Below are 16,451 nucleotides of genomic sequence, written 5' to 3'. Positions count from 1 at the left end.
ATGACGCCTTCACGCAAGATCCTGCTGATGATGTCCGGCTCCATCGCCTGCGCCAAGGCGACCACGCTGATTTCCACCTGGCGCAAGGCCGGCCATGCCGTGCGCGTAGCCTGCACGCCGTCGGTGCGTTCCTTCGTCGGGTCGGCCACGCTGGAGGGGCTGAGCGGGGAACCGGTGTTCGACGACACGTTCACGTCGGGACGCATCATGGACCATGTCGAACTCGCCCGCTGGGCCGACATGGTCGTTGTCTGCCCGGCGACGTCCAACCTGCTCAACAAGCTGGCGGCGGGCATCGCCGACGAGGCCGTCAGTACGCTCTGGCAGGCGGCCTGGGGCCGGGGGCTGCCGATGTTTATCGTCCCCGCCATGAACACCCGCATGTGGAACTACCCGGCAACGCGCGAGGCCGTGCGGCGCCTGGGTGAATGGGGCGCGCACGTGCTGCCCGTGGGTGCGGGCGCACTGGCCTGTGGTGAGCAGGGTGAAGGGCGCATGCTCGAGCCTGAGCGCGTTATTGACACCATCGAGAGCCTGCTGAGCCAGGACGCGCCCGGCAACGGGTGCCGTGTACTGGTGACCGCGGGCGGCACGCGCGAGCTGATCGACGCGGTCCGGCATATCGGTAACGGCAGCAGTGGCCGAACCGCAGCGGTGCTGACGGACCGCCTGGTCGAACTGGGCTGTGAGGTCACCTGGCTGGGCGCGGCCGACGCGGTGCGCCCGAGCACGCCTTGCCGGCAGGAAACCTTCGTCACGTTTTCGGATCTCGACACGGCACTGGGCCGCCTGCTGGGCGAACAAGGCCACGATGGCGTGGTTCACCTGGCCGCGGTCAGTGATTTTCACGTCGCCGGCATCGACGGCCACGCGCCCGGTGGTGCCAAGCTGGGTAGCAACGGCGACCTGGTGCTGCGCCTGGCGCCGAACCCGAAACTGCTCAACGGCCTGAAGGCGCGGTCATTGAACGATGACATCAAGGTCATCGGCTTCAAGCTGACGGTCGGCGCCGGGCCCGATGCCGTGGCCGACGCCGTGGCCCGCCAGTTTGGCCGTGGCGGCGTGGACGCCATCGTCCATAATGATCTTGAAACAATCGGCGTGGATCATCATCCCATGCGACTGCATGAGTCCGGCGGCGACAGCCGTGATATCGATGGTCCGCGGGCACTGGCCGAGGTGCTGGTCTCGAGGCTGGGCAGGGCGCCGGGGTATGATCCGTCAGGGGATAGCCAACGCCATGAGGGGGTGGCAAGCGATGATTCTATGTCTTGATGTCGGCAACAGCCATATCTACGGCGGCCTGTTCGAGGGCGACCAGCTCAGGCTGACCTTTCGGCGCACGTCCAGCGGGCGCTCGTCATCCGATGAACTGGGGTTGTTTTTCCGCTCGGTCTTGCGCGAGAACGGTTTCGACCCGGACGCCATCACCAACGTGGCGCTGTGCAGCGTTGTCCCGGAACTGGTCTACAGCATCGCTGGATCCATGCAGAAATACTTCGGCGTGCGCCCGTTCATTCTCAAGGCGGGGGTCAAGACCGGGCTGAAGATCCTCTATCGCAACCCGGTCGAGGTTGGCTCCGACCGCATCGCCAATGCGATTGCCGGTACCGGCATGTTTCCGGATGAGAACCTGCTCATTATCGACCTTGGCACCGCCACCACGGTCGATGCCATCAGCGCGGAACGGGATTACCTGGGTGGCGCGATCATCCCGGGGTTGCGGCTGTCCATGCAGGCCCTGGACCAGGGCACCGCGCGGCTCAGTTCGGTCGAGATCATCCGCCCCGACAAGTGCCTGGGCCGGACCACCGCGGCCAGTATCCAGTCCGGGCTGTACTTTGGTCACCTGGGTGCGCTGAGCACGATCTGCGCGCACCTGACGGCGGAAATGTTCGATGGGAAGAAGCCCCGCGTAATCGCCACGGGTGGCTTTGCCTCGCTGTTTGCCGAGGCCGGGCTCTATGACAACCAGGCCCCGGACCTGGTGCTACGTGGCCTGCTGATGGCGCTGGTCATGAATCTTCCGGCGTCCCACTGACCATTCCGGCCGGTGGTGTCGGGCTGGCCGGACGGCGGGTGACACCGCCGGTGATGGCCAGGCGCATGCCTTCCTCGAAGCTGATGTCGACCGCCGTAATGCATTCACGCGGCAGGTACAGCGTGTAACCGCCAATCTGGTAACTCATCGGCAGGTACACGGCTACGGCATCGTCAACCGCCAGCGGCAACGGCAGGTCATCGAAGGCCTCGCGGGTGACAAAACCCAGGCACTGGTAGCGCTGGCCCGGCAGGGTGACCAGCACCACCTTCGACAGTTGCCCCTGCTGCTCGGGGCTGAAGTAGCCGATGAAATCCTTGATGGCGGTGTAGATCGTCTTGATCAGGGGCAGGCGGTTCAGCCAGGCCTCGCTCCAGAAGAACAGCTTCTGGAAAAACAGCACATGGGACAGCACGCCCACCAGTAGCACCAGCCCCACGGCCGATGCCAGGCCCATGCCGGGGACATACCAGCCGCCGGGCAGGATTTCCGTGAGCAGGCCACCGAGCACGCGCTCCGCGGTGGCGGCAAACCACCAGACAATGGCGATGGTCATCGCCACCGGAATGGTGACCACCAGCCCCTTCAGGAATAACGATCCGATTCGGTTCATGCTGGAAAGTTACGCAATTTCCCGATACGACGCAAAGCTTTCCTGCGCGCCTATCCGAAGATGCCCTGCAGGTACCAGCCGGGGGCCGGCTTGAACTCCCGGTAGACCCACACGGTGGCGCCGTCCGGGTCGCGCATGACGTAGTAATCGCGCCGGCAGTCATGGCCATCCCACCAGCCGGCCTCGATCCGCTCCGGGCCAGCCAGCACCCGGTACTGGCCGACATCGCAGCGGCGCGGCGGCTGGCATAGCCAGGTGGGACGATGCGGCAGCGCGGGGCAGGGGCTGTCTTCGCCCGGTGGCGGCTGGGTCCAGCTGTACTCCGGGCGGTGTTCCTCGACGCCCCCCAGGCCGGTGATGGCCGCATCGCCCAGCCGCGCGCCCAGGCGTTCGAGCACGGTGCGCAGGCTGTCACCGGCCTCGTCATCCGCGGCCTGGCCAAACAGGTCGCCGGCCGGGGCCTCGAAGGGCAGCAGCCGGGCGACATGCAGGTCGATGGCCAGCGCCGGGGACGGCAGGCGCAGGTGCTCCAGCCGCTCCCGCAGCAGGCTGACCATGCGGGCCTCGTCGCGCCCCGGCGATTGCAGGCCCAGGCTGAAGCGGTGCCGGCCCTTGCGCAGGGCCAGCCTGATGTCCAGTTGCTGGATGCCCTGGTCGCCGCCGCGCAGCACGCCGCAGAGTTCCTGCACCATGCGTTGCAGCGGAAACAGCAGACCCTGGGCCTGGTGGACCTCGGCGGCCAGGTCCAGGTGGGCCCGGTAGTGCGCAGAGGGATGCCAGGCCGGGCGGGGGTCGGGCCGTAACCCGCGCAGGCGGTCGAGCCGCGCCAGCAGCGGCGGGTCGAGGCGGCGGGCCAGTTCCGCCCGTGGCAGGCCCAGGATTTCGCCGGTGGTGCGAAACCCCATGCGCAACAATGAGCGGCGCTCGGTGGATGACAGGTCGAGTTGCTCCAGCGGCAGGCGCGCCAGGCACTGCTCCAGTTGCTCGCGGTCCGCGATGTCCTGGCCCAGGCGCGCGGCCAGGCGGGCGGCAGCGGGCGTGGGCGCCGTGCCGGTTCGGGCCTGGTAGCCCAGCGCGGCCAGTTCATCCGCCAGGCGCGAGGCCAGGGCGGCCGCGGCGCCGAACAGGCGCTGGCTGGCGCCGGCCTCCAGGTACAGCACGTGCTCGCCGTCGCCAACCGAGACGCGGCTGCTGTACTGGTAGGCCCAGGCGGCCAGGCGCTGCAGGGCCTGTTCCTCCGCCGCAAGGTTGCGTTCACGTAGCACCAGCTCGCCGCAGAGCCCGAGCGCCGCCGTCACCGGCATGCCGGGGCGCACGCCGTGGCCGGCGGCCGGGTCGTTCATGTCAACGATGACCGCGCGCCCCCGGTGGGCCTCGGTGATCGCCATGGCGGTGACGGCCGGCTGGCCAGCGCGGGTTACCAGGTCGAGCGCCAGGCGTGGCAGCCATACCGCCAGCCAGGCTTCAGGCATGACCGGTGGGGATTGGCGTGGCCATCATGATGGCGTCGTCATCGTGCGGGCGGCGCAGGTGGATGGGCTGTGCGGGGCGGTGGCCACGGCATTTCAGCAGCCGGATCTCCAGGCCACGCTTGCCGGCGTCCAGGCCCAGGCACAGGGCCGCGGGCGTGGCCCGCGACGCGTCGCCGGGCGCGGCAAACAGGAAGGCCGGCTTGTGGCCGTCACGCGCGGCCAGTTGCAGGCGCCGCAGCTGGCTGAATGCACCCTGGCGGCGGTCGTCGCCTGCCCAGGCCAGGACCGTGCCGCCCCGCGCGCCCCGCAGGGCCTGCTCGCAGGCCCACAGGGTATCCGCGGCGCCGCCGGTCTGTACCCGCAGCAGGCGCTTCAGCTCGATGCCATGGCCGCGCAGTGCCGGCGGGTAGGGGATCCAGGGCGGGTTGACCAGGATGGCCCAGCCGCCACCGTGGGTGACCCGTGCGAGCAACGGCAATAGCAGCCAGAACTCACCGAGCCCGGGCCGGGCTGGGCGTAATTCGGTCAGCGCGCCGACCGGCCAGCCGCCGCCCGGCAGGTGTTGATCCAGAACCGGGTGCCCGCTGGGCAGGACAGGCAGCGCGTGTTGGCGTTGGCCGCCCCGCCAGACCAGCGGATGCCCCGGCGCCTGGCGCGGGGCCGGGCGCATCAGCCTGTCAGGTGGCTGCGAATGACGCCGACACCCAGGCCCTCGATTTCGAGGTGCTGGTGGGCCAGGTCGATCTCGATGGGGGAAAAGTCGGGGTTCTCGGGCAGTAGCGTGACCCGGCGGCCATCACGGTGGAACCGCTTGACGGTGACCTCGTCCTCGATGCGGGCGACCACGATCTGGCCGTTGCGCGCCTCCGGCACGCGGTGCACCGCCAGCAGGTCGCCATCGAGGATGCCCGCGTCACGCATGCTCATGCCCTGTACGCGCAGCAGGTAGTGCGGCCGTGGCGAAAACAGCGCCGGGTCGAAACGGTATTCGTTCTCGATGTTCTCCTCGGCCAGCACGGGGCTGCCGGCGGCGACCCGGCCCACCAGGGGCAGCGGTGTGCGGCCACCGGCGGCGGGCAGGCTGGCACGGGCCAGCGCGGTCAGGGTGATGCCCCTGGAGCGCCCCCGCCCCAGCTGGATGACACCCTTGCGGTCAAGCGCCTTCAGGTGACTCTCGGCGGCATTCGGCGAACGGAAGCCGAAAAAGGCGCATAGCTCATTCCGGGTTGGAGGAAACCCATTCTGATCAATATGTTCAGAGATAAAGTTGAGGATTTCCTGCTGGCGTTTGGTGAGGTTGTCCTGGGTCATGGGGCGGCTCCGTTGCATGGTGTAAATATATACAGACCACGCCGGTTTTTCAAGCCATGACTGGCGCTGGAATTACCAGCCGCCCCCGCCGCCTCCGCCGCCCCCACCGCCGGAAAAGCCACCCCCGCCGGAGCCCGATGACGAGCCCGGTGGGCGAGAGGACGCAGAGATGGCGCCACCCAGGTCGCTGCCAAAGCCCGACGACATCCGGTTCAGGGCCGAACCCGAGCCGTTCATGCTGAAATCACCGCTGTACCAGGCCGGGCTGAAGCCCGAGTCGCGCTCGGCCGGCTGCGGGAACTCGCGCTCAAACCGGCGGCACCAGTCATTCTCCACTTCGAGCGCGAAGGCGTAAGGCAGGAAGCGCTCGAACACTTCCGGCGTCAGCGCCGGTGAGCGCATGGCCTGCAGACGGTCGCGCTCGGCCGTGCCCAGGTACATCCGGAAGCCCTCGATCTCGTCCATGATCCGTCGCCCGGCGATCGTCGGCGCGCGCAGCAGGAACAGGAACAGGCCATGCAAGGGCAGGGCCAGTGCGCCGGCAATCACCCAGGCGAAGGGCCCGGCAGCCAGCGGCACCGAGATCACCGCGGCGATCGCGCTGATGGCAAACGCGGGCAGGGCGTAGTGACCGTTGAAGCGGAACAGGCTGCCCTTGTATTCGCGCGACAGCGCCAGCAGCAGGCCCCAGCGCGCCGCGGCGAAGGCCTTGTGGTTGTCCTGCTTCATGCGCACATAGTCGGTGCCCTTTGGCAACAGGGCGTCGAAGACCACCTGCTCGCCCGGTGAAGGCGGCGCCTTGGGGCGCCCGTGGCGGCGGCGCAGCGTGTACTCGCCATCCGCCTCCTCGATCGACAGGTGACCCTTGACCCCCAGGCTGATGACCGCGGCCGTGAACGCCTCGTCCTTCAGGGTCATGTCCATGATGTACGCACAGGCTGCCGGGGACAGGCCGGCCGGGGGCTTGAACCGCGGAATGATGACGCCCTTCTCCGGGTCGCGGCCCACGCGGTTCCACGCCCACAGGTACCAGGCCAGCGTAGCCAGCAGGCCGGCCGCCAGCACCCCGATGCCCAGGTTGTCGGCCACGAACCAGCGCATTTTCTCGCCGAATCCGGGCACGTGCACCAACCCTTTAGGCCAGGCGACGGCGACGGTCAGGCCGCCGCCGGGGTCCTGCATGGCCGTGGCCCGGAACTGCACCGTGCGCGTGTCGACGATGGTCTGCTCGACGTCCGATTCGGTGCGGCCGTAGCTGCCCGTCCAGGCATTGAGTTGCAGGTCGCCGGGCTCGACATCGGCGGGCAGGTGCACCGTTGCGGTAGCCCGGTCGATGGGAAATGCCCAACCCAGGCCGGTGACGTTCCACCACAACTCGTCGTAACTGTCGAAATAGCCCAGTTGCCGGTAGGTCTGGTAGCGCAGGCGGTACCGGTAGGTGCCCGGGGCAAGTTGCGTATCCTTGTCGCCGATATAGACGCGAACGCCGTTGAACTGGCGGACGCTGTGCCACGGTGTGGGCTGGCCGTCGCGTGTGACCTCGTGCACATCGAAGCCCACCCGGACCGTGGTATCGAAGCGGGCCTTGTAACGGGTGGGGAAGTCCCGGTAAATGCCGCGCCGGATCTGCTTGCCCTCGGCGCGCACGGTGATGGTCTCGATGATATCCAGGCGGGCATCGGGGCGGATGGTGATGTCGACGTCGTAGTCCAGCACACGCTCATCGGCCTTTGCCGCAGCCATGCCGGTGGCCAGCATAAGCCCGGCCAGCAGCAGGGCCCGCAAGGGGCGCCTAGAGCCGGACATCCGGCACCTCGCGCTGGCTGGCGAACTCGATCTCGAAAAACGCCCCGGTGCGGAAACCAAACAGGCGCGCCACCAGGTTGGCGGGAAAGCTCTCGACCGCGTTGTTGAGGTCGCGCACGGCGCCGTTGTAATAACGGCGCGCGTACTGCAGGTGGTCCTCGGTGTCGACCAGGCTGGCGTGCAGTTGGCTGAACACCTGTGCGGCTTTCAGCTCGGGGTATTGCTCGGCCAGCATGACCAGGCGGCCCAGCGCCCGCGACAGGTCACTCTCCCGGGACGCCAGCGATTCCATGCCGTGCTGGCCGGGCGCCTTTGCGCCCGTGGTGTCCGGGGCGGCGCCCCGTGCCCGGGTGACGTCTTCGAGGACGGTGGATTCATGGCTGGCGTACTGTCGCGTGACAGCCACCAGGTTGGGCACCAGCTCATGGCGCCGCTGCAACTGCACATCGATCCCGGCCCAGGCCTCCGCCATCACGTTACGGGCCCTGACCAGGCGGTTGTAGGTGACGATCGCGTAGACGGCGAGCGCGACCAGTGCCAGCCCGATCAGCCAGGCCATGTCATTGTCCCCGTGTCGCTCATCCGGACTTCCGTTGTGGGTTCACCCGGAATCCTCTCACGCCGGCCGTGAAGGCGTCGAGCCTGCCGCCGTCGGCGGCGTAGCGCAGCCGCCGGTACTGTCCGGTGATGGCGTCAATCTCGCCAGCCTGGTCGGGCAGGGTGGCCGCGGCGGCGGCACCGACTTCCCGTGGCCCCATGGACGGCCGGATCTCGACGCCGACCTTGTCCAGCCGGCGCAGGAAACGGGCCCAGGCCCGGCCCAGCGGGTCACGCCGACGCCCCGTCGACCGGCGTAGCAGCCAGGGCACGATAAACGCGGACGCGAGCAGCAGCCCCAGGGTCAGCAGCGCGACCAGGGCGCGCGGCCCCAGTTGCTCGATACCGAAGGCCGACAGCAGCCGGGACTGGCGCGCGGCATCGAAAGCGATGACCCAGTCGTTCCAGTTGCGACCGAGCCAGTCCACACCGTTGCGCAGTTCGCGCACCCAGGCGAAGTCAAGGGCGTGACGCCGGCCCTCGAGCGCATCCATGGCGCCCTGCTCGACGCGCGAGGGCGCCACGGCGGCGGTGGGGTCGACCCGGGTCCAGCCGGTTCCCGGTAGCCAGACTTCGCTCCAGGCATGGGCGTCCGACTGGCGCACCAGCACGTAATCACCAAACTCGTTGTACCAGCCACCCTGGTAACCGGTGACCACGCGGGCGGGGATGCCCAGCATGCGCATCATCACGGTGAAGGCCGAGGCGTAGTGTTCGCAGAAGCCCTCGCGGGTGTCGAACAGGAATTCGTCCACGGAATGGCGCGTCAGCAGCGCCGGGTTCAGGGTGTAGCGGAACGGCTCGGCATTGAAGTGGGCCAGCGCGCGGCGGACGAGTTCCGCGTCGGTCGCGGCTTCGGCCTTCCATTCGGCCATCAGTTCGCGGGTTCGCGGATTGAAGCCATCGGGCAGACGCAGCGCCTGGTCACGCAGCGTGGCCGACAGTTCGGGTGAGTCGATGAAGTCGCTGTCGGACATCATCTCGTACTGCCGCAGCCGCGTGATCGGCTTGCGGCTCAACAGCTGGAAGTCGAGCGTGACGCGGCTGTCCGGCGGTGTGACGGCCGGGTAGTCCAGTGCGAACATCCAGTGCTGCTCGGTGGGCTCCATCAGCACCGTGTAGTGGCTCTCCGCATTGCCCACGGTGGGTTTCTCGCGGGCGGCGATATTGCGTCCGTAATAGCTGCCTTCCCAGCTCCTGCCGTCGAAGTTCCAGAACACCGGGCCGCGCCAGTACAGCGCCTGTTGCGGCGGCACCGGGCTGGTGAACTCGACCCGGAACGCCGGTGTGTCGTCCATGAACAGGTTCTGGATGGAGCCCGGGGTCATTTCCCCGGACAGGCCCGTGCGCGCGTCCAGCGACTCCTCGGGCACACCCCAGAGCGGGCTGCTCCAGCGCGGGAAGAACATGAACAGCGCCAGCGCCGCCGGCAGGGCGATGACCATCAGCCGCAGGCTGTAGCGGACTTCCGTGGCCATGCCGGGGCCGGCGGGTGCAGGCTGGCCCGTCCCGAAGAAGGCCTGGGCGCGGGCGAGCAGGGCGAAGGTCACCAGCGCCGCGGCCATGACGGCGGCGGCGTAGACCACCATGACCAGGCCCTGCGAGAACAGGAACTGGGTCGCGGCCAGGAACAGCGCCAGGCTGGCCACCAGTCGGGCGTCACGGACCTTGAAGGTTTCCAGCAGCTTGAGCGACAGCATCAGCGCCAGCAGGCTGACCGCGGTGCGCCGTCCCAGCGGGTTACCGTAGGTGGAGAACAGCACCACCATGGCGATGATGGTCGCGGCCAGCCGGACCAGCGGGTGCAGCGGTTTCCAGTGGCGCCACTCGGCGAGTGTGCGCCAGGCTGGCGCCACCAGCGTCAGGGCTGCCAGGTGGACGGGCATCGACGCCAGTTGCGGTAGCAGGGCGACCAGCAGGCAGGCGATGACCCAGTAGGTGGGCCGGCCTGCGGACGCGGGCGTCACGGTGCTCACAGCCCGTACACCGCGAGCGCTTCCAGGCAGCGGGCGCGATGCGCCGGGCCGCTGCCGCCGATGGCCGGCTGGCCGGGCAGGCGCAGGCGGTACTCAAGCTGGCGGTGGTCGGCCTGCAGCACCCAGGCGGTGAGCACGGACAGGCGTAGTTCGGTGTCCCCGCGGACCTCGTTCCAGTCCAGTTCGCAGGCGGCGTCGCGCGGGCTTTCCATTTCCCGCGTGTACAGCGTGTCGTGGCGGGCGCTGGTGCGCCAGGCCACCCGGCGCAGGGCGTCACCCGGGCGGTAGCCGCGCAGGCCATGGACCTGGTCGCCATCGCCCAGCCGTGGCCGGCCCTGGCGGCCGCTTGCCCGGTTGGGCAACGGCGGTGGCTTCTTCGCCGGTGCGGGATAGACCAGAACCGGCGTGGCGGGAAAGACCCAGGACCAGGCCCGGAACAGGCCCAGCGGGTAGCGGGTTTCTACCCGGAACGGCGGTGGCGCGAGCCAGCCACGACGCTCGGTGGGCACGGCGACAGCGAGCACGCCGGAGGCGCTGGCGGGCAGGTCCATGCAGGCGCTTGCCGCCGTCGTGGCCAGCGCGGCCTGAAGGCTGTAGCGGACGCGCGGGTCGCGGTTGTCCAGCCGCACGTGGAAGTGGGCGGGCTCGCCGGCGAACACCGGGTCGGCGCGGACCGAGTCGATCTCGACCCCGGCCAGGTCGCGGTAGGCCAGCAGCGTGGTCATGGCCGCCAGCGCGCCCAGCGTGAACACCATCAACAGCGCCATGTTGTTGTTGAAGTTCAGGCCACCCAGCGCGGTGAACACGAGCATGGCGCCAAAGCCCATGCCGAAAACCGTGGGCAACACGAAGACATGGCGGTAGGCCAGCCGGTAGGGCGGTGCGATGCGGGTGCGCCGGCGGACCCGTTCAATGGCCCACGCGTGCAGTCGATCGCCGAAAAGGTTCACCAGCCGGCCGTCAGGGAATGGCGACCCGCTCCAGCAAGGCCGTCACCTGGTCCTCGACCGTCGCATCCATTCCCGCGGGCACGGTCATGCGGTGGCGGGTCAGGCCCAGGAAGACCGCCTTGATGTCTTCGGGTTCGACGAAGTCGCGTCCGTCGAGATAGGCATGGGCACGGCCGCAGCGCATCAGCGCGATGCCGGCGCGGGGTGAAAGCCCGGACTCGAACCAGCGGTCATCGCGGGTCTCGGCCAGCAGGGCCTGGACGTAGTCGAGCAGCGCGTCGCTGGTGTGCACGGCCGCGCATTCGGCCTGCAGCGCGGCGACGTCGTCCATCGACAGCATCGGGGGCACGCGGGCCAGGACATCGGCGCGGCTTTCGGCGACCAGCAGTTCGCGCTCCGCGGCGGGGTCCGGGAAACCCAGGCGGATGCTCAGCAGGAACCGGTCCAGCTGCGAGTCGGGCAACGGGAACGTGCCGACCAGGTCCAGCGGATTCTGGGTGGCGATGACAAAGAACGGGTTGGGCAGGGCATGGGTCACGCCCTCGACGGTCACCTGGCCTTCGGCCATGGCTTCGAGTAGCGCGCTCTGTGTTTTCGGCGTCGCCCGGTTGACCTCGTCGGCGAGGACCAGGTCGGCGAAGATGGGGCCGGGGTGAAACTCGAAGCGTTCCTGGTCGCGCCGGTAAATGGATACGCCAAGGATATCGGCGGGCATCAGGTCGCTGGTGAACTGGATACGCTGGTAGCGTGCGCCCAGGACCGTGGCCAGGGCATGCGCCAGCGTGGTCTTGCCCACACCGGGCAGGTCCTCGATCAGCAGGTGACCGCCGGCCAGCAGGCAGCTGAAGGCCAGACGCACCTGCGGGGCCTTGCCCAGCACGACCTGGTTGACGGTATCCATGGCGCGCGCGAGTCGCGCCTGGGGGGTGGCTGCGGCGGGCGCCGCGGCGGTTGCTTCCGTACTCGACATCTGTTCAGTCCCTTGCCAATCGATCCAGCCGTGCGGCGCAGATAAAATCATTTTCGGACAGGCCGCCAATCGCATGGGTCGAATACCGCACCACGCATCCCCCCGGGAAGACCCGGAAATCGGGATGGTGCCCCTGGCGGTGGCTGAGCCAGGCCAGGCGGTTGATGAAGTCCAGCACCCGGGAAAACCCCTCGATCCGGAAAGTGCGTTTGATCTCCAGTCCATCCGCGTCCATGCGCCAGTCTTCGAGTTGCCGCAGCAACTTGCGCGCGCGTTCAACGGGCAGGCGTTCGGTTCCACCTTCGCAGGGTCGGCACTGACGTTCTGAAAGGCTCATATCCTGCGGCCGAGTATACACCGGGGCCCCGTGATGGTTGCACCGGAACGGCCGCGCCGGTAGTTTGCCGGCAGGGGTTACGACCCCCGGACAGGAGCGAGAGTTCAGCGAACATGGAACAGGCGACAGGGGTTTGTGGACTGGTGTTACCCGGCGGTGGTGCCCGCGGCGCCTACCAGGTGGGTGTGCTGAAGGCGATCGCGGAACTGTACCCGCGCCCGGCGGGGCCCTTCAGGGTGGTGACAGGCACCTCGGCGGGTGCCATCAACGCCGCCGTTGTGGCCAGTCACGCGCACGAGTTTGCCGCCGGGATCGAGCGCCTGGCGGCGTTCTGGGGCAGCATGCACTGCGCGCGGATCTACCGTACCGACGCGCTCACCGTCCTGGGCTCGGGCCTGCGCTGGGCGATGGGACTGGGCTCCGGCGGCTTGCTAAACGTCGCGCCAAAAGCCTTGTTGGATAACAACCCCTTACGAAACTTTCTTCAGTCAACACTGCAGCTCGAAGGGGTCGAGACGGCCATTGACCAGGGCGCCCTGGACGGCGTCGCGATCACGGCGTCAGGCTATACCCGCGCGGGGGCGGTGAGCTTTTTCCAGGCCCGGCCCGGCATCAAGCCCTGGCGCCGGCACCGGCGCGAGGGCCTGCCGGCCAGGCTGGATGTGTCCCACCTGATGGCGTCTGCCGCCCTGCCGATGCTGTTTCCCGCCGAACGGCTGGGCGACGAGTACTTCGGTGACGGCGGCATGCGCATGACCGCGCCGCTGAGCCCGGCCATCCACCTGGGCGCGGAGAAAATTCTCGTGATCGCCACCCGCGACGAGCGCCCCGACCCGGCGCCGACGGCGCCCACCCGGTATCCGTCACCGGCGGAGATCGGTGGCTACCTGCTCGATACCATCTTCATGGATACGCTGAACGCCGACCTGGCCCGGCTGGGCCGCGTCAACCGGACGCTGTCGCTGGTTCCCGACACGGACCGGCAGGCGACCGGGCTGAAGTACATCGACGCCCTGGTGATCCGTCCCAGCCGCGACCTGCGGGACATGACCGCCGGCCACGCGGCCGATATTCCCTGGGCGGTGAAGCTGATGCTGCGCAGCCTGGGTGGCTGGGGAAGGGACTGGCGCATGGCCAGCTACCTGCTGTTCGAGGCGCCTTACTGCCAGGCCCTGATGGACCTGGGCTATGCCGATGGCATGGCCCAGCAGCGACGGATCCGCGACTTCCTGGGCCCGGCCGCGGACTGAGACTCAGCCCGCGGGCGCTTCGGTCCTGCTGGTGTCAGCCTGGGCGTATCGGTCCGATGCCGGGCGGAACGGTGACTTGTCGAAGCCTTCGATCGCCGACTTGGGAAAATCATCCACCGCGATGACCTTGGCCGCGGCCTGCTGCGCCAGGCGCACAGCGGTGGCCTGTTCCTCGGTGATCACGCCGCTTTCCACGGCGCGCCGGACCAGGCTGGTGTAGTTGTCGATGGTCACGCTTTCCTTCAGCGCGTTGCGGATGGCCTGTTCTGCATCGGCGGATTCGAGCACCAGGTGGAAGGCGTTGAGCACGCGCCCGGCGGCATCGTCGGCATCGGAGATGAACACGCCCTCGGTGATGCGGTCGCGGCTCGCCGTTTCCGCCAGGATCAGCCGTGCCGAAGCCTGTGCCACCGCGTCACTGGGCGGCTGGTAGGGCAGGCCGAGCGGAAACACGGCCCACTTCAGCAGTCGGCCCATGCCGGGCAGGGGGTAGTTCTGCATCACACCCAGCAGGCTCTGCTGGATCTTGTACAGGCTGTCATCCAGCGACCACTGGACCAGCGGCAGGTCCTCGGCAGGACGGCCGTCGTCCTCGAAGCGCTTGAGCACGGCGGAGGCCAGGTACAGGTGAATCAGCGCATCCGCGAAGCGCCCGGACAGGGTTTCGCGAAACTTGAACTTGCCGCCCAGCACCAGCAGCACGCTGTCGCCCAGGAAGGCGAAGGCCGCGCTCAGGCGGGTCAGCTGGCGGTAGTAGCGGGCGGTCTTGCCCCGCACCGGCGCGCGTGTCGACCAGCCCCCGGTCACGCCCAGTACGAAGGCGCGAACCTTGTTGCTGATGACGTAGCCCACGTGGCTGAACAGGGCATGGTCGAAATCGCGGCGGGCCTTGCTGCTGGGCGGCGCACCGGCGGCGCGCATCTCCTTCAGCAGCCAGGGATGGGCGCGGATGGCGCCCTGGCCAAAGATGATCAGCGACCGGGTCAGGATATTGGCGCCTTCGACCGTGATCGAAATCGGCACTGCCTGGTAGGCGTGCGCCAGGTAGTTGTTGGGGCCGGTGATGATGCCCTTGCCGCCATGGATGTCCATGGCGTCGTTGAGTGTCTGGCGGTTGCCCTCGGTCAGCTGGTACTTGACGATGGCCGACAGCACGCTGGGCTTCTCGCCTTCATCCAGGGCCACAAGGGTCAGGCGGCGGGCGGCATCCATGCGGTAAGTCCGGCCGGCGATTCGCGCCAGCGGCTCCTGAACCCCCTCAAACAGACCGATGGGCAGGTCGAACTGCTTGCGTACCCGCGCGTAGGCGCCGGTCAGCAGCGCCGACATCTTGCCGCCGGAGGTGCCCAGCGCCGGCAGGGAAATGGCCCGTCCGGCCGCCAGCGACTGCATCAGCATGCGCCAGCCCTGGCCGACCCGTGGCTGGCCACCGATGACCCAGTCCATCGGGATAAAGACATCCTTGCCACGCGTCGGGCCGTTCTGGAATACCGAACCGACCGGCATGTGGCGGTTGCCGATCTCGATGCCCGGTGTGTCGACCGGGATCAGCGCGCAGGTGATACCCGGCTCCGGGTCCTCGCCCAGCAGGCCGTCAGGGTCCAGCGCCCGGAAGGCCAGGCCCAGCACCGTGGCGACCGGCGCCAGGGTGATATAGCGCTTGTTCCAGTTCAGGCGGAATCCCAGCACCTGCTGGCCGTCGTGCTCGCCCATGCAGACCACGCCGGTGTCGGGCATGCCGGCGGCGTCGGAGCCCGCCGTGGGTCCGGTGAGCGCAAAACAGGGGATGTCCTCGCCGCTGGCCAGGCGTGGCAGGTAGTGGTTTTTCTGCGCATCGGTGCCGTAATGCAGCAGCAGTTCGCCCGGCCCCAGGGAGTTGGGCACCATTACCGTGACCGCCGTGGTCAGGTTGCGACTGGCCAGTTTCATGACCACCGCGGAATTGCCCTGGGCGGAGAAGCCCAGCCCGCCAAAGGACTCGGGGATGATCATGCTGAAGAAACGGTGCTCGCGCAGGAACGACCAGATCGGCTCAGGCAGTCGGCGGTAGTGGTCGCAGATCTCCCAGTCGTCGAGCATGCGGCAGAGTTCTTCCACCGGCCCGTCCAGGAAGGCCTGCTCGCGCGCCGACAGCGATGGCGCCGGGGTCTTCAGGAGCCGGCGCCAGCGTGGGCGGCCGGAGAACAGCTCGGCGTCCCACCACACCGTGCCAGCATCCAGCGCTTCGCGCTCGGTATCGGACATTTTCGGCAGAACCTTGCGGAAAATGGGCAGTAAACGGTTGGAAATCAACAGCCTGCGCAATGGTCGTATGGAAAATCCGAGCAACGTCACGGCCAGGATGCCGTACATCCAGCGGAACCAGGACGGCGTGTAATAGACCTCGCGCAACTCGGTCAGGACGACGGTAATGGCCACCAGCACGGCCACGCAGATTCCCAGCGGGATTCGGTTGTAGGCAAACACCATCAGCGTCAGGACGATGATGGCGAGGAACAAAAGCGTCATGGGGATCCCCCGTGGTGGGCCAACTCATCATAGTTTTTGGCCTCCAAAGCGGTCAAGAGAAGCGCTAATTCTGCCGTGGACATTGCAGGCAGGCGGCATCAACCTTAAAATTGACGCGTTTTATGTGGCCGTTTCGTCTTTGCGGTGAAGCGGAATTAAAATTTTGCAAAACAGTTTATTACGAGGATTTTTTAAGTGACCGTCGAAAGAACCCTGTCGATCATCAAGCCCGACGCCGTAGCCAAGAATGTCATTGGCAAGATTTACTCCCGTTTTGAAGATGCCGGGCTGCGTATTGTCGCCGCGCGCATGGCGCAGTTGAGCCAGGCCGAGGCCGAGGGTTTCTACGCCGTTCACAGCGAACGTCCGTTCTTCAAGGACCTGGTCGCGTTCATGACCTCGGGCCCGGTCATGATCCAGGCGCTGGAAGGCGAAAACGCCATCGCCAGGAACCGTGAACTGATGGGCGCTACCAACCCGCAGGAAGCGGCGCCGGGCACCATTCGCGCCGATTTTGCCGAGAGCATCGACGCCAACGCCGTGCACGGTTCCGATGGCCCGGACACCGCCCGCACCGAGATCGTCTACTTCTTCGGCGAAGACGCCCTGGGCGCCTGAGC

Annotated in this window: 15 protein-coding genes; 4 read left to right on the top strand and 11 right to left on the bottom strand. The window is 67.8% G+C overall.

Going from position 1 to position 16,451, the window contains the following annotated elements; translation table 11 throughout:
* Together coaBC and F3N42_RS07690 are read left to right on the top strand one after the other, a co-directional pair.
* A complete protein-coding gene (gene coaBC, locus F3N42_RS07695; protein ID WP_150863835.1) occupies positions 1-1,275 on the top strand; it encodes a bifunctional phosphopantothenoylcysteine decarboxylase/phosphopantothenate--cysteine ligase CoaBC in 1,275 nt (424 codons plus the stop codon).
* A complete protein-coding gene (locus F3N42_RS07690; protein WP_150863834.1) occupies positions 1,259-2,041 on the top strand; it encodes a type III pantothenate kinase in 783 nt (260 codons plus the stop codon). The genes coaBC and F3N42_RS07690 overlap by 17 nt, the downstream gene beginning before the upstream one ends.
* On the opposite strand, the gene F3N42_RS07685 is transcribed toward F3N42_RS07690, so the two are convergent.
* From F3N42_RS07685 to F3N42_RS07640, 10 genes are all read right to left on the bottom strand, one after another.
* A complete protein-coding gene (locus F3N42_RS07685; RefSeq protein ID WP_150863833.1) occupies positions 2,016-2,654 on the bottom strand; it encodes a DUF502 domain-containing protein in 639 nt (212 codons plus the stop codon). The two genes, F3N42_RS07690 and F3N42_RS07685, sit on opposite strands and share 26 nt — an antisense overlap.
* Positions 2,655-2,704: 50 nt before the next feature.
* Complete coding sequence (locus tag F3N42_RS07680; RefSeq protein WP_150863832.1) at positions 2,705-4,126, bottom strand: Y-family DNA polymerase; 1,422 nt, start codon at positions 4,124-4,126, stop codon at positions 2,705-2,707.
* Entirely contained in the window at positions 4,119-4,796 is a 678-nt protein-coding gene (gene imuA / locus F3N42_RS07675; RefSeq protein ID WP_150863831.1) for a translesion DNA synthesis-associated protein ImuA, read from the bottom strand. Before imuA ends, F3N42_RS07680 begins: the two co-directional genes overlap by 8 nt.
* Complete coding sequence (gene lexA / locus F3N42_RS07670; protein ID WP_150863830.1) at positions 4,796-5,437, bottom strand: transcriptional repressor LexA; 642 nt, start codon at positions 5,435-5,437, stop codon at positions 4,796-4,798. The genes imuA and lexA overlap by 1 nt, the downstream gene beginning before the upstream one ends.
* 72 nt (positions 5,438-5,509) lie before the next feature.
* On the bottom strand, positions 5,510-7,243 hold the full coding sequence (locus F3N42_RS07665) for a DUF2207 domain-containing protein (RefSeq protein ID WP_150863829.1): 1,734 nt from the start codon (positions 7,241-7,243) through the stop codon (positions 5,510-5,512).
* Positions 7,230-7,802 carry a LemA family protein gene (locus F3N42_RS07660; RefSeq protein WP_150863828.1) on the bottom strand — a complete coding sequence of 191 codons (573 nt, stop codon included), beginning with the start codon at positions 7,800-7,802 and terminating at the stop codon, positions 7,230-7,232. The genes F3N42_RS07665 and F3N42_RS07660 overlap by 14 nt, the downstream gene beginning before the upstream one ends.
* 19 nt (positions 7,803-7,821) lie before the next feature.
* Positions 7,822-9,816 (bottom strand): transglutaminase TgpA family protein, encoded by a 1,995-nt coding sequence (locus F3N42_RS07655; protein WP_150863827.1) that lies wholly within the window; start codon positions 9,814-9,816, stop codon positions 7,822-7,824.
* A complete protein-coding gene (locus F3N42_RS07650; RefSeq protein WP_150863826.1) occupies positions 9,813-10,766 on the bottom strand; it encodes a DUF58 domain-containing protein in 954 nt (317 codons plus the stop codon). Before F3N42_RS07650 ends, F3N42_RS07655 begins: the two co-directional genes overlap by 4 nt.
* Positions 10,767-10,776: 10 nt before the next feature.
* A complete protein-coding gene (locus F3N42_RS07645; protein ID WP_150863825.1) occupies positions 10,777-11,736 on the bottom strand; it encodes an AAA family ATPase in 960 nt (319 codons plus the stop codon).
* A gap of 4 nt (positions 11,737-11,740) precedes the next feature.
* A complete protein-coding gene (locus tag F3N42_RS07640) occupies positions 11,741-12,073 on the bottom strand; it encodes a 4a-hydroxytetrahydrobiopterin dehydratase (RefSeq protein ID WP_150863824.1) in 333 nt (110 codons plus the stop codon).
* A 113-nt stretch (positions 12,074-12,186) separates the two neighbouring features.
* Here F3N42_RS07640 and F3N42_RS07635 point away from each other — a divergent pair, with 113 nt between their 5' ends.
* Positions 12,187-13,323 carry a patatin-like phospholipase family protein gene (locus F3N42_RS07635; protein ID WP_150863823.1) on the top strand — a complete coding sequence of 379 codons (1,137 nt, stop codon included), beginning with the start codon at positions 12,187-12,189 and terminating at the stop codon, positions 13,321-13,323.
* Between the two features lie 3 nt (positions 13,324-13,326).
* Here F3N42_RS07635 and F3N42_RS07630 read toward each other — a convergent pair whose 3' ends face one another.
* Positions 13,327-15,831: an acyl-CoA dehydrogenase gene (locus F3N42_RS07630; RefSeq protein ID WP_150863822.1), complete on the bottom strand. Its 2,505-nt coding sequence runs from the start codon at positions 15,829-15,831 to the stop codon at positions 13,327-13,329.
* Positions 15,832-16,026: 195 nt separating this feature from the next.
* On the opposite strand from F3N42_RS07630, the gene ndk reads away from it, so the two are divergent.
* Positions 16,027-16,449 carry a nucleoside-diphosphate kinase gene (gene ndk, locus F3N42_RS07625; protein WP_150863821.1) on the top strand — a complete coding sequence of 141 codons (423 nt, stop codon included), beginning with the start codon at positions 16,027-16,029 and terminating at the stop codon, positions 16,447-16,449.
* The last annotated feature ends 2 nt before the right edge of the window (positions 16,450-16,451 follow it).

This window comes from Marinihelvus fidelis (assembly GCF_008725655.1).
Classification (GTDB): domain Bacteria; phylum Pseudomonadota; class Gammaproteobacteria; order Xanthomonadales; family SZUA-36; genus Marinihelvus; species Marinihelvus fidelis.
The sequence above is the reverse complement of the archived record's forward strand: the minus strand, read 5'-3'. Positions and strand labels throughout refer to the sequence as shown.